Raw genomic sequence first — 20,492 nt, forward strand, 5'->3', positions numbered from 1 at the left:
CGCTCGGGTTCCGCCCCGCCGTCGCGAGCGTCGCGATGCGCGTGCGATGCCAAGGCGCCGGCGCGTGGCCAGACTGGGCGTCTCGCGAGCGACGGCAACGCAGCCAGCGTGCGTGCAGCGCGGCGCGCAGCAGGCGGGGAGGGACTCGAGGGGACGCCGAGCGGCGGTCCTGCGACGGCGGCCGGGGCGGGGCTGGGGTGATGTGACGGGCGACACAGAGAGATTGTTAGCGCTAACATCCGTGCCGCGTCAAGAGTCTCGCTCGGACTTTCCTCGACCTTTGTCGCGCCTGTGAGACGGGGTTGACGGCGTCCGTGACCGCAGTCACACTCCTGTGTTAGCGCTCACACACGGAGGAACGATGCCCCACCCATCGACGGCCCTGCGCCGTCTTCCCGCCCTGCTGGCACTGGCCCTGATCGGGTCGCTGCTCCTGCTCGTCCCGATGGCCCGACCGGCCGCCGCCGCCGACGTGACCGACGGCCTGGTGCTCCGCTACGACCTCGACCAGGTCAGCGGCTCGACCGTCACCGACAGCTCCGGGCACGGTCGTGACGGCACGCTCGTCGACGGCACCTGGGCTGACGGATCGCTCACGCTCGACGGCGTCAACGACCACGTGAAGCTGCCCAACAACGTCGTCAACGGGCTCGACGCGATCACCGTCCACCTCGACGTCCTCGTCGAGTCGAGCCAGGCCACGCCCTTCTTCCTCTGGGGCCTCGGCAACGCGGCGACGTCCAGCACCGGGACGGGCTACCTGTTCGCCAGTGGCAACGCCTTCCGTGCGGGCATCACCACGGGCAACTGGTCGGGCGAGAAGGTCACGTCCCGCGCCAGCGGGGGCAACCTGGCGCGCGGCGTGTGGAAGTCGGTGACCTACACCCAGACCGGCACGACGGGCACCCTCTTCGAGGACGGCGTCCAGGTCGGCCAGAACACCGCCGTGACGGTGAAGCCGGGCGATCTCGGCGGGGGCACGACCGTGAAGAACCTGCTCGGTGAGTCCAGCTACGACACCGACAACAGCCTCAAGGGCAAGATCCGCAACTTCCGCATCTACGACCGTGCGCTGACGGCCGGGGAGGTCGCCCAGATCTCGCTCACCGACGCCAACCGGGTCGCGTCCGACCAGGCCGGCCTGAGCCTCGGCGACCTGTCCGCCGTGTCCGGCAACCTGACGCTGCCGACCGCCGGTGCCTTCGGCTCGACCATTGCGTGGGCCTCCTCCGACACCAGTGTGATCGCCACCAACGGCGCGGTCACCCGTCCCGGCGCCGGCGAGGGACCGGCCGAGGTGACGCTGACCGCCACCCTGACACGGGGCGGTGAGACGGCCACCCGCACGTTCATCGCGACCGTGACCCCTGACGACAGCGACCAGGCGAAGGCCGAGGCAGCCGCGGCAGCGATCGCCCTGGTCCACCCGGACGACGTCCGCGGCAGCCTGACCCTGCCGACCACCGGCAGCAACGCCGCCACCGTCACGTGGGCGAGCAACCAGCCCGCCGTGGTGGCGCCCGACGGCGTGGTCCACCGCCCGGCGCACGGTGCCGGCGACACCACCGTCACCCTGACCGCGACCGTCACCGTCGGCTCCGCCACGGCGACCCGCGCGATCGAGCTGACCGTGCGGGAGCTGCCGGCGGCAGCGCCGTACACCGGCTACGCGTTCAGCTACTTCACCGGCAACTCGATCGCCGGCGAGAAGATCTACTTCGCGGCCAGTCGCGGCAACAACGCGCTCAAGTGGGACGAGCTCAACGGCGGCCAGCCCGCGCTCGAGTCCACGATGGGCGAGATGGGCCTGCGCGACCCGTTCCTGATCCGCTCCCCCGAGGGCGACCGGTTCTACCTCATCGCCACCGACCTCTCGATCGGCCGCAACGGGGACTGGGACCGCTCACAGCGCACCGGCAGCCGCTACCTCGAGGTCTGGGAGTCGACCGACCTGAAGAGCTGGTCCGCGCAGCGGCACGTGCTCGTCTCCCCGCCGACCGCCGGCAACACCTGGGCACCCGAGGCCTACTGGGACGAGGACCTCGACCAGTTCGTGGTCTTCTGGGCCTCGAAGCTCTACGCCGAGAGCGACACCAACCACACCGGCAGCACCTACAACCGGATGCTCTACGCGACGACCCGCGACTTCGTGACCTTCAGCGAGGCCAGGATCTGGCAGGACCGCGGCGAGTCCCGCATCGACTCCACGGTCATCAAGGACGACGGCCACTACTACCGGTTCACCAAGGACGAGGGCGGGGGCGGCACCGGCTGCTCCGACATCATCCAGGAGACCGCGGACGAGCTGACCGCCGTCGACCTGCCGGGCAACCCGGCCTGGACCATGCAGGACTCCTGCATCGGCAAGAACGCCGGCACCTCCGCGGTCGAGGGCCCCTCGATCTTCAAGGCCAACCCGGGTGACACCTCGGGCAGCGCCTACTACCTCTTCGTCGACGAGTACGGCGGCCGTGGCTACATCCCGCTCGGCACCGACGACCTCGATGCTCCCGACTGGCAGGTCCCGGCGACCTACGACCTCCCCGGCAGCCCGCGCCACGGCACGGTGATCCCGGTGACCCAGGCCGAGCTCGACAGCCTGCGCGCCGACCTGCCCGCCCCGCCGACCCCGGTCGAGGCGAACGCGGACGGCCTGGTCGCGCACTACGCACTCGACGAGACCACCGGCACGACGGCCGCGGACTCCTCCGGCCACGGGTACGACGGCACCGTCTCCGGCGACACGACGTGGGCCGACGGCGGGCTGACCCTCGGTGGCACCAACGGCCACGTGAAGCTGCCCGACAACATCATGGCCGGCCTCGGCGCGATCACCGTGTCGACCGAGGTCTGGGTCGACCCGACGCAGCCCACGCCGTACTTCGTCTGGGGCCTCGGCAACACCGACGGCTCGGGCACCGGCAACGGCTACCTGTTCACGACGGGCAACAACGCGTACCGGACCTCGATCGCGAGCGGCAGCTGGACGACCGAGCAGACGGTGACCGCCGGCTCCGCCCTGGGCCGCGGCGCGTGGAAGACGCTCACCTACACGCTGCAGGACGGCACCGCGACGCTGTACCTCGACGGGGTGAAGGTCGGCACGAAGACCGGCGTCACCATCAAGCCCGGCGACATCGGCGACGGGCGCACGACGGCCAACTACATCGGCCGCTCGGTCTACACCGCCGACAAGTACCTCAAGGGCAGGGTGCGGGACTTCCGGCTCTACAACCGGGCCCTCACGGGCTCCGAGGTGCGCGACCTGGCGGCCGACCCGACCGCGATCCTGGGCGTCACCCTCGACTCCCTCAAGGTCCCCGCGATCATCGACGCGGCCAGCTCCACGGTGACCCTGCCGGTCACGCCCGGCACCGACCGCACGGCCCTCGACCCGACGTACGACGTGAAGGCCGGCTCGACCCTCGACGTCGAGGGTCCCGCCGACTACGCCACGCCACGCACCGTCACGGTGACGGCTCCGGGCGGTGCGACGCGGACCTGGACCGTGCGCGCGGTGGAGATGAGGTCGCCGGTCCTGCCGGGCCTCTACGCCGACCCGAACATCGCGGTCTTCGACGGGGTCTACTACCTCTACGCCACCACCGACGGCGTCGCCGGCTGGGGAGGCAAGGACTTCTACGTCTGGACGTCGACGGACCTGGTCGATTGGGAGCGCTCACAGCAGCCCTTCCTCACCCTCGACGGCGCCAACGGCAACGTGCCGTGGGCCTCGGGCAACGCGTGGGCGCCGACGATCATCGAGCGGAACGGGAAGTTCTACTTCTACTTCTCCGGCCACAACCCGACCTACAACCGCAAGACGATCGGTGTCGCGGTCGCGGACAGCCCGAAGGGTCCGTTCACGGCCCAACCGACCGCGATGATCCTGAACAACGAGTCGGTCACCTCCGGCCAGGCCATCGACCCGGCAGCCTTCGAGGACCCGGCGACCGGCAAGTTCTACCTGTTCTGGGGCAACGGATCACCGGTGTACGCCGAGCTGTCCGACGACATGCTGTCCATCAAGCCGGACACGATCCACGCGATCAGCGGGCTGACCAGCTTCCGCGAGGGCTCGTTCGTCAACTACCGCGACGGGACCTACCACCTGACGTACTCGATCGACGACACCGGCTCGACGGAGTACCGGGTCGGCTACGCGACCGCCACCAGCATCGACGGCCCGTGGACCTACCGCGGCGTCATCCTGCAGAAGGACGCGTCGCAGGGCATCCTCGGCACCGGCCACAGCTCGATCGTGAACGTGCCCGGCACGGACGACTGGTACATCGCCTACCACCGCTTTGCGATCCCTGGCGGCGACGGAACCCACCGGGAGACCACGATCGACCGGCTCACCTTCGGTGAGGACGGCCTGATGCAGACGGTCACCCCGACCCTCACCAGCGTCGACCCGCTCGAGGATCCGGAGCCCCCGGTGGTCGCGCCGGTCAACACGGTGAAGCCGGCGATCACCGGCACCGCGCAGGTCGGTCGCAGGCTGACCGCCTCGACCGGGACGTGGGACCGGGCCGGCCTGGGCTTCACCTACCGCTGGCTGCGCGACGGCACGGTGATCGCGGGAGCCACCTCGGCGGCGTACGTCGCCCGTGGGGTCGACGCCGGCCACCGGCTGTCCGTCGAGGTGACCGCGAAGCCCGCCACCGGGCCGACCGGCACGGCGACGTCGCTCCCGACCAGGGCGGTGGCCAGGGCCGGCGCGGGCGTGCGGCTCAGGCTGTCCGACATGACCCCGAAGGCCCGCCAGCGACTGGTCCTGCGGATCACGGTCACCTCCGTGCCCGCCGGCACCACCGCGACCGGCAGGGTCACCGTGCTGGTCGACGGCCGCCGGGTGTCCGTGCCGACCCTGCGAGCCGGCGTCGCGACGGTGACGCTGCGGCTGGCGAGGGGAAACCACACGATCCGCGCGTCGTACGGCGGCTCGTCCTCGGTCGCAGGAGGTTCGGCGCTCCTGCGCGTGAAGGTCCGCCGCTAGGTCGTCCCACCTGGCGCGTCTTGAGGACGTCATGCGAAGTGGTCGCTCGGGCGACCGGTTCGCATGACGTCCTTCTTCGTTGCTGGCCCGGGCCCGGCCAGTTGCCGCCGGGTGCAGACCGAGCGTTCGCGGCGTCGGCTCCGAATCACTGGTACGCCCACCGCGGGCGCGACACCTACAGCAGTGGAGTGACGCCATGGAACCCAACGCAGCCGCCCGGCCCGTCCGGAAGCACCTCACCCCTCCCGTGGCGCTCGCCCGGGCCGTCGTCAGGGCGGCGGGCCCGTCGGAGGCGACCGGTGCTCACCGGTCCACCGGCAACGGGGTCCGGGTCCACGCGATCTGGTTCGCCGCGCTGTCGCTGGCCGCGCTCCTCGCCGTCCTCGCGGCGGCAGCCCTGGCCACCCTGCGCTGATCGGCACGCCTGCCGGTCCCGAGAAGGACAGCCGCGCCCCACGCGACCGCGCCGCCCACGAGCAGGCCTCCCAGGACGTCGCTCGGGTAGTGCCGGCCGAGCAGGACACGGTCCGCGCCCACCAGGGCGACGACCAGGACAGCAGCCACCGAAGCGACGCGGACCACGAGCGGCCGCCACCCCCGCTGCCGGGCCACCGCGGCCGTCGCGAGCACGAGGGAGAGGACCAGTGCCGTGGTGCCGGACGTGTGGCCGGACGGGAATGCCGGACTGTGCAGCAGGTGCGCGGTCACCTGCCACGGCGGCCGCGGGCGATCCACGAGCGTCTTCAGCGCGCTGGTGAGCACGACCGTCGCGGGGGTGGTGAGCGCTACCAACGCCGCGGCACGCCGCACGCGGAGCGCCAGGAGCACCGCCGCCACGACGGCCGCGCAGGCGACGAGCGGGCGCTGTCCGAGGACGACCTCGACCGCGTGCAGGAAGGGCACCAGCCCGTGGTCGACCGCCCACTCCGACGCGGGACGACCGAGCCGGTCGAGCCGGTCGAGGCTCATCCGAGCGCCCCGAGCAGGTGGTCGAGAGCGCCGGACTCCTCCTGCTGGTCCGGCGACGGCGCGCGGACGGCGCTGAGGACGGCGTCGATCTCGTGGTCGACGTAGGTCCAGGTGACGCAGTCCTTCGCGACCAGGCGCGACTCCGCGTCGTCCCACGCCGTCTCGAGGTCGGTCGCGCGGGATGCCGCCCCGGCCTGGTCGCCGGCCCCGACGAGGGCGCGGGTGTCCTTCGAGATCGTGCGGAAGCTCGCCACGTCACCGGCCGGGAATGCCGAGATGTCGGGGTTGCCGCTGTCCGAGCAGGTCGGCGCGGCCCCCTCCTCGGCAGCCAGGGCGTCGGTGTGCGGCTGCGCGTTCGCCCAGGTGAGCAGGCCGAAGGTCGCGATCGCGGTCGCGGCGAGGACCGCCAGCGAGACCCGCTCGCGGCGCGGCGTGCCCGTCGACACCGTGGTGGTCGCGGTCTCCTCGGTGATCACGTCGGCGCGGGAGACCGACAGGTAGACCACGGCCGCGAGGATCGCGCCGAGGAAGAGCAGGCTGGTACCGAGCGTGCCGAGCCCGAGGCCCTGCTCGTCGGAGGGAGAGGCGAGCCAGTCGCCGATGTTGGCGCCGAGCGGGCGAGTCAGGATGTAGGCCAGCCAGAAGGCGAGGACCGGGTCGGCGCCGTACCGCCACACGGCGGCCACGACCGCGATCAGGGTGAGCGGCAACAGCACGGACTGGCCGGGCGCCCAACCGGTCAGCTCGAGGGTCCAGTCACCCGTGGCCGTGCCGAGGGCGAAGGTCACCAGGACGGCGAGCCAGTACCAGGCCTCGCGCGGGGTGGTCACGATGCTGTGGATCGAAAGGGTCCGCTCGCGGGCGTACCAGGCGCCGAACACCGCGGCGAGCAGCGCTGCGAACACCGTGGTGCTGATCCAGAGCGGCACGCCGAGCTGGTCGGTCAGGATGTCGGTGTAGAGCGTGCCCGTCACGCTGACCACCACCACCGTCAGCCAGTACACCGCCGGGACGTAGGCGCGCAGGCGCATCTGGACACCCAGCACCACCGCGAACACGACGGTGAACAGCACCGCGGTGGGGACCAGGCCGAAGCCGAGTGTCTCGTTGACGTAGTCCGCGAAGCTCTCACCGACGGTCGTGCACAGGATCTTGATGATCCAGAACCAGACGGTGACCTCGGGCACCTTGTTGAGCAGCTGCCGCGGCAGCGCGCGGCGCTGCGGAGTCGGAGAGGTCGTCATGGGTCCGAGGATCGGCTGGCGAACCTGACAGGGACCTGACCATGCCCGCTACGGGGTGGGGAGCACGATCTCGACGCGGGTGCTGAGCGGGCCGTCGGCGACGGTCACGTCGCCACCCGTGCTGCGGGCGATCCGGCGCGAGAGCGGCAGCCCGAGGCCGGCGCCGTCGCCCGTCGTACGACCGGGCTCGAAGACGCGCTCCCGGTCGTCGGCCCCGATGCCCGGGCCGTCGTCGTCGACGCGTACCGCCACGAACCCGGTCCGGTACGGCGCCGCCGACACCACCACGCGCCCGGCGACCGCGCGGGCGTTGTCGAGCACCGGACCGAGGGCGCGCGCGGCCAGGCCGACCGGGAGCAGCAGCCGGAGCTCCGGGTCGACGTCGACCTCGACCGCCGTCCCGTCCGGGGATCCGAGTGCCTCGCCGATCGCGTCGACCAGCCGGCAGGAACCCGACAGCGCCGAGGCCGACGCGGTCCGGGCGAGCTCGAGCAGGCTCTCGATGGCGGCACCCATCCGGCGCGCGGCACCGGCGATCTCCTCCGCCTTCTCCCGGCCCGCGGCGGACAGTCCGGGGTCGAGCAGCAGCAGGTCGGCATTGAGCTGGACGGCGGTCAGCGGCGTGCGGAGCTCGTGGGCGAGCTCGGACGTGAGGCGCTGCTCGGACCGGATCGCATGCGCGACGCGTCCCAGCAACCGGTCGAGGGTGCGGCCCAGGGAAGCCAGCTCGTTGCGACCGGGGCCGGGATCGAAGCGCGATGCCAGGTCGTGCTCGCTCCAGTCGTCGGCGGCCCGCGTCATCGCGACGACGGGAGCCAGCGCCCGCCGGCTCACCCAGAACGCGAGTCCTGCCGCCAGCAGGACCATCAGCCCGCCGGCACCGACGCAGACCAGCACCGCCAGCCGCTCGCCCCGTTCGTACGGCGCCTGCCGCTCCGTCACCACCACCACACCTGCGGCACCGTCGGACGTCGTGAAGGGCTCCGCCCGGATCCGCGACTCGTCCCCGTCCCCAGTCCGCTCCACCGTTCGGACCCTCCGGGTCGTCGACAGGTCCGCGTAGGCATCGCGCTGGGAGGCCGGCGGACTGCCCGCTGCGAGGCGACCGGTGACGTCGTAGACCGCGACACCGGCGTCGAGCCGCTCCTCGGGCACGACGAGCGAGCCGCCCGGGCCGGCGGACGCCGACCCGATCACGGCCTCGGTGCGGTCCTCCAGCACCGTGTCGAGGCTGTGCGTCGTGGCGCGCTCGAGGACCAGCTGGACGACGATCGTCAGCACCACGGCGGCCAGCGCGGTCACCGCGGCGGTGAGCACGACCAGCTGCGTGCGGAAGGAGCCGCCACGTGCGGGCAGTCCCCCGGTCACGACGGGGCGTCCGTGCGGAGTCCCAGCCGGTAGCCCACGCCGCGCACCGTCTCGACCGACGCCGGGGCGTCCGCCTCGACGAGCTTGGCGCGCACCCGGCGCATCAACGAGTCCACGGTGTTGTCGCTCACCATCGCGCCGTCCGGCCAGGCCGCGGCGACGACCGCGGCGCGCCGCACCACCTCCCCGGGGCGTGCCGCGACGGCCGCCAGCATCCGGAACTCGGTCGGCGACAACGGCACCTCACCGCCGTCGGTGCGCAAGGTGTGCGTCGCGGGGTCCAGCACCAGGCCGCTGTCGTCGCGCTGGACCGCGAGCTGGCGACCGCGGCGACCGAGCACCGCGATCCGGGCGAGCAGCTCCTTCACGTCGAACGGCTTCGCGACGTAGTCGTCCCCGCCCGCGCTGAAGCCGGCCAGCCGGTCGTGGACCGCGCCGAGCGCGGTCAGGAAGAGCACCGGTGCCGCCTGGCCCTGCGCCTTCAGCGCCTGGCACACGTCGCGTCCGTCGGCGTCGGGCAGCCCGACGTCCATGACGATCACGTCGAGGTCGGCCGCCGCACCGAACAGGCGCAGCGCCTCGGCCCCGGTGTGAGCGATCACAGCCTCGTGTCCCGCATACCCGAGGGCGCTGCGGAGCGCCCGGCGCAGCGCCGGATCGTCCTCGCAGATCCCCACCCTCAGGTCCATCCCGGCCATCATGCCGGGTGGATCGTCACCAGCGCGGGTGGATCGCCTCACGGAGGTCGCGGTCGTAGATCGCCCGCACGCCGTCGAGGAAGTCCGCCGGCAGCGCACCGACCAGGCCCGCGGCCGCGTTGGCCTCCGCCTGCGCGACGCTGCGCGCGCCGGGGATGACCGTGGTGACGCCGGGCTGCTGCCAGCACCACGCGATCGCGGCCTGGGCCGGCGTGACGTCGCCACCGAAGGTGGCGTCCACGAGCCGCGTGAAGTCCGCGGCCGCCGCGATCCCGGTGCGGTAGTCGACCCCTGAGAAGGTCTCACCCACGTCGAAGGCGCTGCCGTCGCGGTTGTAGCTGCGGTGGTCGTCGGCGGCGAAGACGGTCGACTCGTCGTACCGGCCCGACAGGAGGCCGGACGCCAGCGGGACCCGCGCGATGATCGCCGTCTCGGCGGCCGCAGCGGCGGGGAGCACCTCGTCGAGCGGCTTGAGGCGGAAGGCGTTGAGGATGATCTGCACGGACTGCACGCCCGGGCGCGCGATCGCGGACAGCGCCTGGGCGCACGTCTCGACGCTGACGCCGTACGCCGCGATCACGCCGTCGGCGACGAGCGTGTCCAGCGCGTCGTAGGTCGCGTCGTCGTCGATGACCTCCGACGGCGGGCAGTGCAGCTGCACCAGGTCGATCGTGTCGACTCCGAGGTTGCGGCGCGAGCGGTCGAGCCAGGCGCGGAAGTTGTCGAGCACGTAGCTCGCGGGCACCTGCTCGGCCCGGCGGCCCATCTTGGTGACGGCGGTGAAGCCGGCCCCCTCGTCATCGGCGTGGTCGGCGAGGAAGCGGCCGACGATCTGCTCGCTGCGGCCGTCGCCGTAGACGTCGGCCGTGTCGTAGAAGGTCACGCCGGCCTCGGCAGAGGCCTCGAGCACCGCGCGGGCGTCGGCCTCGCTGACGTCGCCCCAGTCGGCGCCGAGCTGCCAGGTGCCGAGTCCGACGACGGAGGCCGCGCGGCCGGTGCGGCCGAAGGTTCGCTGTTCCATGGGTCCTTCCAGTGGGGGTGTCCGCGCCGTCAGGCGCGGGAACGGGACGCCAGCCGGCTGTCGACGGCGGCGGGGCTGAGGACGGCCTCGAGCGCGAGGGCGGCGCAGCCCACGAGGCCCGCCTTGTCGCCGTACGTCGCCGGGAGGAACTGCAGCTCACGTGTCGCGAGCGCGGAGGCACGGGCGTAGACGGCCTCGCGCACACCGGCGGCGTAGACGTCGTAGGCACCGGCCATGTCCCCGCCGAGCACGACCGCGCGCGGGTTGAGCAGGTTGATCGCGACCGCGAGCAGCTCGCCGACCTGGCGGCCACTCTCGCGCAGCATGTGCTTGGCCTCGGGGTCGCCACTCAGCGCCTGGGCGACGAGGTCGCGGATGTGGTCGACCGTTCGGCCCTCCTCGCGCAGCCGCGCGACGAGCGCCCAGCCGGCGGCGAGGGTCTCCAGGCAGCCGACGTCGCCGCAACGGCACGGCCGCCCGGCCGCCTCGGGGACCTTGGTGTGGCCGAGGTCGCCCGCACCCCCGCGGGCGCCGCTGACGATCCGTCCGTCGGCGAGCACGCCGAGACCGATGCCGGTCGACGCCTTGACGACGAGCAGGTCGCGGATCTCCTTCGCGTGGCCGAGGAACTCCGAGCGGGCCATGGTGTCGGCGTCGTTGGCGAGGAGGAGCGGGGCGTCCGCCACCCCCTCGAGGTACGGCGCCAGCGGCACCCCGTCCCAGCCCGCCATCACCGGGGTGTCGACGCTGACGCCGCGGCCGGGGTCGACGACACCGGGCAGCGAGATGCCGATCCCCAGCACGGGCGGCAGGTCGGGGCTCATCAGTGCGCGCAGGTGCTCGGCCACGCCGGGCATCACCTCGTCGGGCCCGGCACCGATCTCGTGGTCGACCGCCGACGACGACAGCTCGGTGCCACCGAGGTCGAAGACCGCGACCTGGGAGCGCGAGCGCCCGATCGCGGCGGCGAGCACGATGCCGGCGTCGGTGTTGAACACGAGGCTGCCGGGTGGGCGGCCGCCGGTGGAGGCGAGCTCGGCACCGAGCAGGAGCAGGCCACCCTCGGTGAGGGCGTTCACACGGGCCACCACCGCGGTGCGCGACAGCCCGGTCAGCGTGCGCAGGTCGGCGCGGGTGGAGGCGCGCCCGCTGCGGAGCAGCGCCAGGAGGTCGCCGGCGGTCGCGGACTCCCGCACCACAGGGGGAACCCGCACGTCGACCATGACGCGGAGTCTAAGCCCCGCCACTTCAGTCCGAAAAGTACCTAAGCAGGGCTTCCGAAGAACAGGGTTACGCACTACCGTTCTCGTTGTGAGCGCGAACATTCCCGACCTGGCTCTCCCGGCCTGCGACTTCACCGTCTTCGGCGGCACGGGCGACCTCGCCCTCCGCAAGCTGCTGCCGGGCCTCTACGAGCGCGAGCGGCAGCGCCAGCTGCACCCCGACACCCGGATCGTCGGCGTCTCCCGCCACGACCTGGACGACGCCGCCTACCGCGACCTGGTCACCCACGCGCTGTTCGAGCACGTGCCCGAGGACCACCTCGAGGCCGGCGCCGTGCACCGGCTGACCAGCCGCCTCCACCACCTCGCCCTCGACGCCCGGTCCGGCGAGGACTGGCACCGGCTCCACGGCCTGCTCAAGGACCACCCGGACCGCCTCGCGCGTGCCGAGGCCCACGACTCCACCCGCGTCTTCTACCTCGCCGTCGCCTCCGAGCTGTTCGGCCCGATCTGCGACCGGCTCGACGACCTCGGTCTCGTCGACGCGGAGAGCCGCGTGGTCCTCGAGAAGCCGATCGGCTCCGACCTCGCGTCCTCGCGGGTCGTCAACGACGCCGTCGGCCGGGTGTTCGAGGAGCGGCAGATCTACCGGATCGACCACTACCTCGGGAAGGAGAGCGTGCAGAACCTGCTCGTCACGCGGTTCGCCAACACCTTCCTCGAGCCGATCTGGAACTCCCGCTGGGTCGACCACGTGCAGATCACCGTGTCCGAGACGCTCGGTGTCGGCGGTCGCGGCGGCTACTACGACCAGGCCGGCGCGATGCGCGACATGGTGCAGAACCACCTGCTGCAGATGCTCTGCCTGGTCGCGATGGAGCCGCCGACGTACGTCGGCGGCGACCCCGTCCGCGACGAGAAGCTCAAGGTCCTGCGAGCGCTCACACCGCTGACCGGGGCGGACGTGGACCGGTTCACCGTGCGCGGCCAGTACACGTCGTACGGCGAGGAGATCGGCCACCCCAGCACGACCGAGACCTTCGTGGCCCTGCGCGCCGAGGTCCAGAACTGGCGCTGGGCCGGCGTGCCCTTCTACCTGCGCACCGGCAAGCGGCTCGCCCGCAAGGAGTCGACGATCGAGATCGTCTTCAAGGAGCCGCCGCACGCGATGTTCCCGCACAGCGAGGGCGTCACCACGCCCAACCGGCTCACCGTCCGGATGCAGCCCGACGAGGGCATGCAGCTGCACCTGACCGCCAAGCACCCCGGCCCGGGCGGCATCCGCCTGCACCCCGCCTCGCTCGACCTCAGCTACGCCGACGCCTTCGACGAGCGCAGCCCCGACGCCTACGAGCGCCTGCTGATGGACGTCATGCGCGGCATCCCGACCCTTTTCATGCGCCGCGACGAGGTCGAGGCCGCGTGGGCGTGGGTCGAGCCGATCCTCGACCGGTGGGACGAGGCCGGCGTCGAGCCGGTCCGCTACCACCCCGGAACCCCTGGCCCCGCCGCCGCGACGAAGTTGATCACGCGCGAGGGCCGCACCTGGCAGGAGAGCACCGATGCCTGAGATCCCCCTCCACCCCGTTCTCGCCGACGTGACCCGTCGGCTGACCGAGCGCAGCGCCGCGACCCGTACGGCGTACCTCGCTCGTGTGCGTGAGGCGGCCACGCGCGGACCCGCGCGCGGCCGCCTCGCGTGCGCCAACCTGGCGCACGGCTTCGCCGCGTCCGAGGGCCCCGAGAAGGTCGAGCTGGCCCGCGGCCAGAAGCCGAACCTCGCGATCGTCACCAGCTACAACGACATGCTCTCGGCCCACCAGCCCTACGGCGAGTACCCGCCGGTCCTCAAGGACGCGGTCATCCGCGCCGGCGGGCTGGCGCAGGTCGCCGGCGGGGTGCCGGCGATGTGCGACGGCGTGACGCAGGGCCGCGACGGCATGCAGCTCTCGCTCTACAGCCGCGACGTGATCGCGATGTCGACCGCGATCGCCCTCTCCCACGACATGTTCGACGGCGCGCTGCTGCTCGGCGTCTGCGACAAGATCGTTCCCGGCCTGCTGATCGGAGCGCTCTCGTTCGGCCACCTCCCGGCCGTGTGGGTGCCCGCCGGGCCGATGGCCTCGGGTCTGCCCAACAAGGAGAAGGCCCGCGTCCGGCAGCTCTTCGCCGAGGGCAAGGTCGGCCGTGAGGAGCTGCTCGAGGCCGAGTCGGCGTCGTACCACTCGAAGGGCACGTGCACCTTCTACGGCACCGCCAACTCCAACCAGCTGCTGATGGAGGTGATGGGCCTGCACCTGCCGGGCTCGTCCTTCGTCAACCCCGACAACCCGCTGCGCGACGCGCTCACCCGCGAGGCCGCGGCCGTCGCCGTGCGCCGCACCCAGCAGTACGACGCCAGCCCGGCGCTCGGCGAGATGGTCGACGAGAAGGTCATCCTCAACGCCTGCGTCGCGCTGCTCGCGAGCGGTGGGTCGACCAACCACACACTGCACCTGGTCGCGATCGCCCGCGCCGCCGGCGTCCTGCTGACCTGGGACGACCTGGCGGACCTGTCGGCCGTCGTACCCCTGCTGGCGCGGGTGTACCCGAACGGCGCCGCCGACGTGAACCACTTCCACGCCGCCGGCGGCATCGGCTACCTCGTCCGCACCCTGCTCGACGCCGGGCTGCTGCACGAGGACGTCGAGACGATCGTCGGGCACGGCCTGCGCCGCTACACCGAGGAGCCGGTGCTCATCGACGGTGAGCTGACCTGGCGGCCCGGTCCGGCGCAGAGCCTCGACCTCGACGTCCTGCGTCCGGCCACCGACCCGTTCTCCGCGGACGGCGGGGTCAAGGTCGTGCGCGGTCCGCTCGGCACCGGCGTCGTGAAGACCTCGGCGGTCGCGCCCGAGCACCGCTTCGTGTCCGCGCCGGCCATGGTGTTCGACGACCAGCACGACTTCCTGCTCGCGTTCGCGGACGGCAAGCTCGACGGGATCGACCTGGTCGCGGTGATCCGCTACCAGGGTCCGGCCGCCAACGGGATGCCCGAGCTCCACAAGCTCACGCCGGCGCTCGGCGTCCTGCAGGACCGCGGCCAGAAGGTCGCGATCGTGACCGACGGCCGGATGTCCGGCGCGTCGGGCAAGGTCCCCGCGGCGATCCACGTGACCCCCGAGGCCGCGCTCGGCGGTGCGCTCGCGCGGGTCCGCGACGGCGATCTGGTCACGCTCGACGCCGACGCCGGCACGCTGAGCATCGAGGCCGACCTCGCCCACCGCGAGCCCACCGGCGCCGCCCCCTCCGGCGCGGCCTGGGCCGGCACCGGCCGCGAGCTGTTCGCCGCCTTCCGCGCGACCGTCGGCCCCGCCGACGAGGGCGCGTCCATCTTCCCGATGCCCGCCGCTGCTGCCGACCTGGAGGCACCCCTTGTCCGCTCCTGAGCCCGTCGGGGCCGTCGGTTCCGTCCTCGACGTCGTCCCCGTCATGCCGGTCGTCGTGATCGACGACCTCGCCACCGCGGTGCCGCTGGCCCGGGCACTGGTCGACGGCGGGCTGCCCGCGATCGAGCTGACCCTGCGCACCGCCGTCGCCCTGGACGCGCTGCGCGCCATCGCCGCCGAGGTGCCGGAGATCGTGCTCGGCGCGGGCACGATCACCACCCCCGCGCAGGCCGCGGCCGCGGTCGAGGCGGGCGCACGCTTCCTCGTCTCCCCCGGCACCACGCCGGCGCTGCTCGAGGCGATGCTCGAGACCGGCGTGCCCTTCCTCCCCGGCACGTCCACCGTGTCCGAGGTGATGACGGTGCTCGACGCGGGACTCACGGAGATGAAGTTCTTCCCGGCCGAGGCGGCCGGCGGGGCGCCGTACCTGAAGTCGGTGGCGGGTCCCCTCCCCCAGGCCCGCTTCTGCCCGACCGGCGGCATCACCCCCGCCTCGGCGCCCGGCTACCTCGCCCTGCCCAACGTGGGCTGCGTCGGTGGCTCGTGGCTGACGCCCGCCGACGCGGTCGCGTCCGGCGACTGGGAGCGGATCAGCAAGCTCGCTGCAGAGGCTGCCGCCCTCCGCTGACCGCCGCCGCGTCGTACCGGGCGGTGCGCCCGGTACGACGCCGGGCTCAGCGGTTGGCCGTCCGGGCGGTCGACCTCGGCAGCACGTAGGTCACCGCGGCACTGCCGGTCGGCGCGTACAGCGCGTTGATGCTGCCGCCGTAGGTGTAGCTGCCGGCTCCGGTCTCCTTGGCCACCAGCGAGATCGTGTGGGAACCCTTGGCCACCTTCACCGTCACCGTCGCGGAGCCGTTCTCACCGTGGTTCTCGCTGTTCTCGCTGCCGTACTGCAGGCGCCGGTAGTCACCGGTGTTGATGATCTTGCCGTCGACCTTGATCGTGTAGAAGAGGCTGCCCAGGCCCGCGCCGCTCGCCAGGTCCTCGGCGTACAGGTCACCGGTCACCTGCAGGTAGCCCGCGCGGGGCACGGAGACGGCCCGGCTGACGATCGGCGTCCACTCGGTGGCGGTGAACGGGCCCTTCGGGGTGGTACTCGTCTTGCCCCAGGCGCGGCTCTCGTCGAGCAGGTCGGCCGCAGTGAGGCTGTTGTTGCGGATGTCGGCGCCGGTGACGGTGCCGTCCTTGATCTTGGCGCCGGTGATCAGACCGCCGGCGACGGCGCCGCCGGTGCCGACCGCGAGCATGCCGACGGCGACCGCGGCGACGGCAAAGGGGGACAGGCCGGTACGCCGGCGTGAGGAGTCAGACATGGTGGGACCTCCGAGGGGGGATCGGGTGTTGGGGGACACCTGACGCTGCACCCGCCGGGTCGCTCGCCGCTGGACTTCGACGATTTCTTTAACTTGCGCCCGTCCCGGCCGATGAGGGCGACCCGGCGCGACGGCCCAGCAGGGCGAGCAGCTCGACCAGCGGCGGCGCGCCCTCCGGGACGGGCAGCGGGTCTCCGAACGCAGGCGCCCGGCCGGCCGCGGCCTCCGGCGTCGAGAACGGCCGGGCGAAGCCCAGGCAGGCCTCGACGTCCGCGTCGGTGACCTCGTAGGGCACCCCGAGCGCGGTGGCGAGGTCCCAGCCGTGCACGACGACCTCGTTGAGCGCGACCGCGGCGGCGACCGGGCCCGGCAGGTCGACACCGCCGGCGGCGGTCATGCCGTCGTACGCCGCCGGGGAGCGCCAGGCCTCGGCCAGCTCGGCCAGGCTCGCGGTGGTCCGCTCGCGCCAGCCCGGCTCCAGGCGGGACGCGTCCCCGCTGCCACCCTGCGCCGACCCGGGCGCCGGCTCCTTGCGGGCGGCGCCGACGAAGGCGACGGCGAGGCCGCCGACGTGCTCGACGAGGTCGCCGACGGTGTACTCCGTGCAGGGCGTCGGCAGGACGAGCTGCGCGTCGGTCACCGAGGCGACCAGGTCGGCCAGGGTCGAGGTGGCAGGTCCGAGATCGAGGGTCGTCATGTCAGGTACCGACCAGCGCCGGGCGGCGTACTCATCGGCCCCGCCGCGGTGGTCCCGGGTCGCCCCGGACTATCGCCGATGGGTGGCGAAGAAGGCGTCGAGCAGCGCCACCGAGTCGTCGGCCAGCACGCCCGCGAGGACCTCGGGCCGGTGGTTCAGCCGACGATCGCGGACGACGTCCCACAGGGACCCCACGGCCCCCGCCTTCTCGTCGTAGGCCCCGAAGACGACGCGGTCCACCCGCGACTGGACGGCGGCGCCGGCGCACATGGTGCACGGCTCGAGGGTCACGACGAGGGTGCAGCCGGTCAGCCGCCACTCGCCGCGGACGTGCGCGGCGGCGCGCAGCGCCACGACCTCGGCGTGGCCGACGGGGTCGCCGTCCTGCTCCCGGACGTTGCGGCCGGTGGCGATGACGCGAAACTCCTCGTCGAGCACCACCGCCCCGATCGGTACGTCGCCGAGGCGACCTGCCTCGCGGGCGTGCTCGAGCGCCTCCCGCATCGCGGGAAGCCAGCGGGTCTCCGCGCTCACGCGGAGGTCAGGCCGACCACGTCGTCGAAGAGCTCACCGAAGCCCATCCCGCGGGCGATCTCGGAGAGCATCTCGTCGGGGTACAGCTCGTCGTCGTCGAGGATCTCGGCGAGGAACATCGCGTCCACCCCGAGGTCGCTGAGCAGCTCGAGGTCGCCGGCGGGCTCGGGGTCGTCCTCGTCGTCGACCACGGGCAGGCCGAGGTGGTCGACGACCTCCGCGGCCAGCTCCCACTCGGTGGCGGCGCTGATGTCGGAGAGCATCACGCGGGTCTGCTGGCCGGAGACGCGGACCACGACGAAGAAGTCCTCCTCGACCGCGACCAGGCCGACGACACCGCCGTCACCGGGGAACCGGCGCAGCGCGGAGACGAGCGTCTCGACGTCGGTGGCGTGGTCGGGCGTCAGCTCGGCGACCTGCCACACGCCCTCCTCGCGGTAGGCGGCGAGGGCGAAGTCGACCGATTCGGTGGTGGGGCCGGCTGCGGACATGCGTCAAGCGTGACACGGGAACCCCCACGGGGCCAGAGGAATTGCGACCGCCCCTCCGCACACCGCCCGAGGTTTCGCCAGCAGGCGTCACCGCAGGCGCAACCTCTAAGGTTCTGCCATGCGCACCCTGGTCGTGGACCACCCCCTCGTCGCCCACAAGCTGACCGTCCTCCGCAACCAGGAGACGGACTCGCCCACCTTCCGCTCCCTCGCGGACGAGCTGGTCACCCTGCTGGCCTACGAGGCGACCCGCGACGTGCGTGTCGAGGAGTGCGACATCGTCACGCCGGTCGCGCCGACGACCGGGGTCCGGCTCGCGTCGCCGCGGCCGCTCGTCGTCCCCATCCTGCGGGCGGGGCTCGGCATGCTCGACGGCATGATGCGGCTGCTCCCGACGGCCGAGGTCGGCTTCCTCGGCATGGTCCGCAACGAGGAGACGCTCGAGGCGGTGACCTACGCCGAGCGGCTGCCCGAGGACCTCACCGGCCGGCAGTGCTACGTCGTCGACCCGATGCTCGCGACCGGCGGCACCCTCGCCGCGGCGATCCGCTTCCTCGTCGACCGCGGCGCCGACCACATCACCGCCGTCTGCCTGCTCGCCGCGCCCGAGGGCTGCGCGCGGCTGGAGCAGGACCTCGCCGACCTCGACATCCCCGTGACGGTCGTCACGGCGGCGATGGACGAGCGACTCAACGAGAAGGGCTACATCGTCCCGGGCCTGGGCGACGCGGGCGACCGGCTCTACGGCGTCGCCGGCTGAACCCCGGCCCCGAGCCGGTCCGCTGCGGGGAACCAGGGACCGAATTGGAACGTTCACGGGCGACAAGGATCGGCGACGTAGACGTACGTCACACATAAGACGGGGTCCGTGAACCGGTGAGGTCTGTGTAGTTTGACCAGCGCTGTGCCCACGTCCGGGCACCTTGTTTTGTCCACCAACGCTGGAGGCTCGATGCTCATCGGCATCCCGCGCGAGTCGAAACCGGGCGAGACCCTGGTAGCGGCAACCGCCAAGACCGTATCCCAACTGACCAACCTCGGTTACGACGTGATCGTCGAGTCGGGTGCCGGCGTCCACGCCGACCAGCCCGACAGCGCCTTCATGGAGGCCGGCGTGCGCGTTGGTACGCCGGAGGAGGTGTGGGCCGCCGACGTCGTCGTCAAGGTCAACGCCCCGTCCGACGAGGAGATCGGGCGCCTCCGGCAGGGCGCCACGATCATCTCGATGATGGCTCCTGGCCGCAGCCCCGAGCTGCTCGAGAAGCTCCAGGCGCAGGGCGTCACCGCCCTCGCGATGGACGCCGTCCCGCGGATCTCGCGCGCGCAGTCGATGGACGTGCTGTCCTCGATGGCGAACGTCGCCGGCTACCGCGCCGTCGTCGAGTCGGCCCACGAGTTCGGCCGCATGTTCACCGGCCAGGTCACCGCTGCCGGCAAGATCCCGCCGGCGCGCGTCTTCGTCGTGGGTGCCGGTGTCGCCGGACTCGCCGCGATCGGTGCGGCGTCCGCGATGGGCGCCATCGTGCGCGCGTTCGACGTACGCCCCGAGGTCGCCGAGCAGGTCGAGTCGATGGGCGCGCAGTTCGTCCACGTCGACATGGAGCAGGAGGTCTCCTCCGACGGCTACGCCAAGGAGATGTCCGAGGCCCAGGTCGCCGCGACCGCCGCGATGTACGACGAGGAGGCGCGTGCCGCCGACATCGTCATCACCACCGCGCTGATCCCGGGACGCCCGGCCCCGTCGCTGCTCACCGCGGAGACCGTGGCCGGCATGAGGAACGGCTCGGTCATCGTCGACATGGCGGCCGCCAACGGCGGCAACGCCGCCGGCACCGTGGCCGACCAGAAGGTCGTCACCGACAACGGCGTGACGATCCTCGGCTACACCGACCTCGCCGGCCGCCTCGCGGCCCAGACGTCGCAGCTCTACGGCACGAACATCGTCAACCTGCTCAAGCTGCTGACCCCGGAGAAGGACGGCAACCTCGGCCTCGACTTCGAGGACGTCGTCCAGCGCGGCATCACCGTCGTCGACGGGAGGAGCGAGTCGGCCCAGATCACCTGGCCGCCGCCGGCCGTGCAGGTCTCGGCCGCCCCGGCCGCCGCTGCCCCGGCTGCCGCCGCGGCCGCGGAGCCGAAGGCTCCGATGTCCGCGGGCACCAAGGTCGGCCTGGTGCTCGGTGCGATCGGCCTGTTCTGGCTGGTCAACGCCCTCGCCCCGACCGACGAGCTGCGTCGGCACTTCACCGTGCTGATGCTGTCGATCGTGATCGGCTACTACGTCATCGGCAAGGTCGCGCACGCGCTGCACACGCCGCTGATGTCGGTCACCAACGCCATCTCCGGCGTCGTGGTCGTGGGCGCGCTGCTGCAGGTCGCGGCTGGCGACGACCTCGTGCTGGGGCTGTCGTTGGTGGCGATCCTGCTCGCCTCCATCAACGTGTTCGGCGGCTTCGCGGTCACCCGCCGCATGCTCGCAATGTTCAGCAAGGGAGCCTGAT

At 72.5% G+C, this 20,492-nt stretch carries 16 protein-coding genes; 6 read left to right on the top strand and 10 right to left on the bottom strand.

Annotated elements, in window-relative coordinates; translation table 11 throughout:
* Window positions 1–361 precede the first annotated feature (361 nt).
* Window positions 362–5,002 (top strand): family 43 glycosylhydrolase, encoded by a 4,641-nt coding sequence (locus tag ASE20_RS12785; protein WP_157538515.1) that lies wholly within the window; start codon window positions 362–364, stop codon window positions 5,000–5,002.
* 303 nt (window positions 5,003–5,305) lie between these two features.
* On the opposite strand, the gene ASE20_RS12790 is transcribed toward ASE20_RS12785, so the two are convergent.
* The 6 genes from ASE20_RS12790 to ASE20_RS12815 are packed head-to-tail and all read right to left on the bottom strand — an operon-like array spanning window position 5,306 to window position 11,525.
* Window positions 5,306–5,971: a phosphatase PAP2 family protein gene (locus ASE20_RS12790; protein ID WP_056894910.1), complete on the bottom strand. Its 666-nt coding sequence runs from the start codon at window positions 5,969–5,971 to the stop codon at window positions 5,306–5,308.
* Window positions 5,968–7,215 carry a hypothetical protein gene (locus ASE20_RS25845; RefSeq protein WP_056894911.1) on the bottom strand — a complete coding sequence of 416 codons (1,248 nt, stop codon included), beginning with the start codon at window positions 7,213–7,215 and terminating at the stop codon, window positions 5,968–5,970. Before ASE20_RS25845 ends, ASE20_RS12790 begins: the two co-directional genes overlap by 4 nt.
* 48 nt (window positions 7,216–7,263) lie before the next feature.
* Window positions 7,264–8,583 carry a sensor histidine kinase gene (locus ASE20_RS12800; protein ID WP_056894912.1) on the bottom strand — a complete coding sequence of 440 codons (1,320 nt, stop codon included), beginning with the start codon at window positions 8,581–8,583 and terminating at the stop codon, window positions 7,264–7,266.
* Entirely contained in the window at window positions 8,580–9,272 is a 693-nt protein-coding gene (locus ASE20_RS12805; protein WP_056895187.1) for a response regulator transcription factor, read from the bottom strand. The genes ASE20_RS12800 and ASE20_RS12805 overlap by 4 nt, the downstream gene beginning before the upstream one ends.
* A gap of 25 nt (window positions 9,273–9,297) precedes the next feature.
* Entirely contained in the window at window positions 9,298–10,302 is a 1,005-nt protein-coding gene (locus ASE20_RS12810; protein ID WP_056894913.1) for an aldo/keto reductase, read from the bottom strand.
* Between the two features lie 29 nt (window positions 10,303–10,331).
* Window positions 10,332–11,525, bottom strand: a complete 1,194-nt coding sequence (locus tag ASE20_RS12815) for an ROK family protein (protein ID WP_056894914.1) — start codon at window positions 11,523–11,525, stop codon at window positions 10,332–10,334.
* Window positions 11,526–11,613: 88 nt separating this feature from the next.
* Here ASE20_RS12815 and zwf point away from each other — a divergent pair, with 88 nt between their 5' ends.
* Genes zwf through eda form a run of 3 tightly spaced genes read left to right on the top strand, consistent with a single transcriptional unit; the run spans window position 11,614 to window position 15,581 of the window.
* Window positions 11,614–13,095: a glucose-6-phosphate dehydrogenase gene (gene zwf / locus ASE20_RS12820; RefSeq protein WP_225869107.1), complete on the top strand. Its 1,482-nt coding sequence runs from the start codon at window positions 11,614–11,616 to the stop codon at window positions 13,093–13,095.
* A complete protein-coding gene (edd, locus tag ASE20_RS12825) occupies window positions 13,088–14,953 on the top strand; it encodes a phosphogluconate dehydratase (RefSeq protein ID WP_056894915.1) in 1,866 nt (621 codons plus the stop codon). Before zwf ends, edd begins: the two co-directional genes overlap by 8 nt.
* Window positions 14,940–15,581, top strand: coding sequence for a bifunctional 4-hydroxy-2-oxoglutarate aldolase/2-dehydro-3-deoxy-phosphogluconate aldolase (eda, locus tag ASE20_RS12830; RefSeq protein WP_082612352.1), 642 nt, complete (start codon window positions 14,940–14,942; stop codon window positions 15,579–15,581). Before edd ends, eda begins: the two co-directional genes overlap by 14 nt.
* Before the next feature lie 46 nt (window positions 15,582–15,627).
* Here eda and ASE20_RS12835 read toward each other — a convergent pair whose 3' ends face one another.
* The 4 genes from ASE20_RS12835 to ASE20_RS12850 form a co-directional block, all read right to left on the bottom strand.
* Window positions 15,628–16,269, bottom strand: coding sequence for a hypothetical protein (locus ASE20_RS12835; protein ID WP_056894916.1), 642 nt, complete (start codon window positions 16,267–16,269; stop codon window positions 15,628–15,630).
* Between the two features lie 88 nt (window positions 16,270–16,357).
* On the bottom strand, window positions 16,358–16,966 hold the full coding sequence (locus ASE20_RS12840) for a TIGR03086 family metal-binding protein (protein ID WP_056894917.1): 609 nt from the start codon (window positions 16,964–16,966) through the stop codon (window positions 16,358–16,360).
* A gap of 69 nt (window positions 16,967–17,035) precedes the next feature.
* Window positions 17,036–17,470, bottom strand: coding sequence for a nucleoside deaminase (locus ASE20_RS12845; protein ID WP_056895190.1), 435 nt, complete (start codon window positions 17,468–17,470; stop codon window positions 17,036–17,038).
* Window positions 17,471–17,496: 26 nt separating this feature from the next.
* The gene (locus ASE20_RS12850; RefSeq protein WP_056894918.1) at window positions 17,497–17,991 is read right to left on the bottom strand and encodes a tRNA adenosine deaminase-associated protein; all 495 of its coding nucleotides are present in this window, start codon (window positions 17,989–17,991) and stop codon (window positions 17,497–17,499) included.
* 118 nt (window positions 17,992–18,109) lie between these two features.
* Here ASE20_RS12850 and upp point away from each other — a divergent pair, with 118 nt between their 5' ends.
* Both upp and ASE20_RS12860 read left to right on the top strand, forming a co-directional pair.
* Complete coding sequence (gene upp, locus ASE20_RS12855) at window positions 18,110–18,751, top strand: uracil phosphoribosyltransferase (RefSeq protein ID WP_056894919.1); 642 nt, start codon at window positions 18,110–18,112, stop codon at window positions 18,749–18,751.
* 192 nt (window positions 18,752–18,943) lie between these two features.
* Window positions 18,944–20,491, top strand: a complete 1,548-nt coding sequence (locus ASE20_RS12860; protein ID WP_056894920.1) for a Re/Si-specific NAD(P)(+) transhydrogenase subunit alpha — start codon at window positions 18,944–18,946, stop codon at window positions 20,489–20,491.
* The last annotated feature ends 1 nt before the right edge of the window (window position 20,492 follow it).

The sequence above is a fragment of the Nocardioides sp. Root240 genome, from assembly GCF_001428825.1.
Classification (GTDB): domain Bacteria; phylum Actinomycetota; class Actinomycetes; order Propionibacteriales; family Nocardioidaceae; genus Nocardioides.

Coding starts and splice junctions, on each gene's coding strand:
- ASE20_RS12785 (WP_157538515.1), top strand. CDS start 362: ATGCCCCACCCATCGACGGCCCTGCGCCGTCTTCCCGCCCTGCTGGCA.
- ASE20_RS12790 (WP_056894910.1), bottom strand. CDS start 5,971: ATGAGCCTCGACCGGCTCGACCGGCTCGGTCGTCCCGCGTCGGAGTGG.
- ASE20_RS25845 (WP_056894911.1), bottom strand. CDS start 7,215: ATGACGACCTCTCCGACTCCGCAGCGCCGCGCGCTGCCGCGGCAGCTG.
- ASE20_RS12805 (WP_056895187.1), bottom strand. CDS start 9,272: ATGGACCTGAGGGTGGGGATCTGCGAGGACGATCCGGCGCTGCGCCGG.
- ASE20_RS12810 (WP_056894913.1), bottom strand. CDS start 10,302: ATGGAACAGCGAACCTTCGGCCGCACCGGCCGCGCGGCCTCCGTCGTC.
- ASE20_RS12815 (WP_056894914.1), bottom strand. CDS start 11,525: ATGGTCGACGTGCGGGTTCCCCCTGTGGTGCGGGAGTCCGCGACCGCC.
- edd (WP_056894915.1), top strand. CDS start 13,088: ATGCCTGAGATCCCCCTCCACCCCGTTCTCGCCGACGTGACCCGTCGG.
- ASE20_RS12835 (WP_056894916.1), bottom strand. CDS start 16,269: ATGTCTGACTCCTCACGCCGGCGTACCGGCCTGTCCCCCTTTGCCGTC.
- ASE20_RS12840 (WP_056894917.1), bottom strand. CDS start 16,966: ATGACGACCCTCGATCTCGGACCTGCCACCTCGACCCTGGCCGACCTG.
- ASE20_RS12845 (WP_056895190.1), bottom strand. CDS start 17,470: ATGCGGGAGGCGCTCGAGCACGCCCGCGAGGCAGGTCGCCTCGGCGAC.
- ASE20_RS12850 (WP_056894918.1), bottom strand. CDS start 17,991: ATGTCCGCAGCCGGCCCCACCACCGAATCGGTCGACTTCGCCCTCGCC.
- upp (WP_056894919.1), top strand. CDS start 18,110: ATGCGCACCCTGGTCGTGGACCACCCCCTCGTCGCCCACAAGCTGACC.
- ASE20_RS12860 (WP_056894920.1), top strand. CDS start 18,944: ATGCTCATCGGCATCCCGCGCGAGTCGAAACCGGGCGAGACCCTGGTA.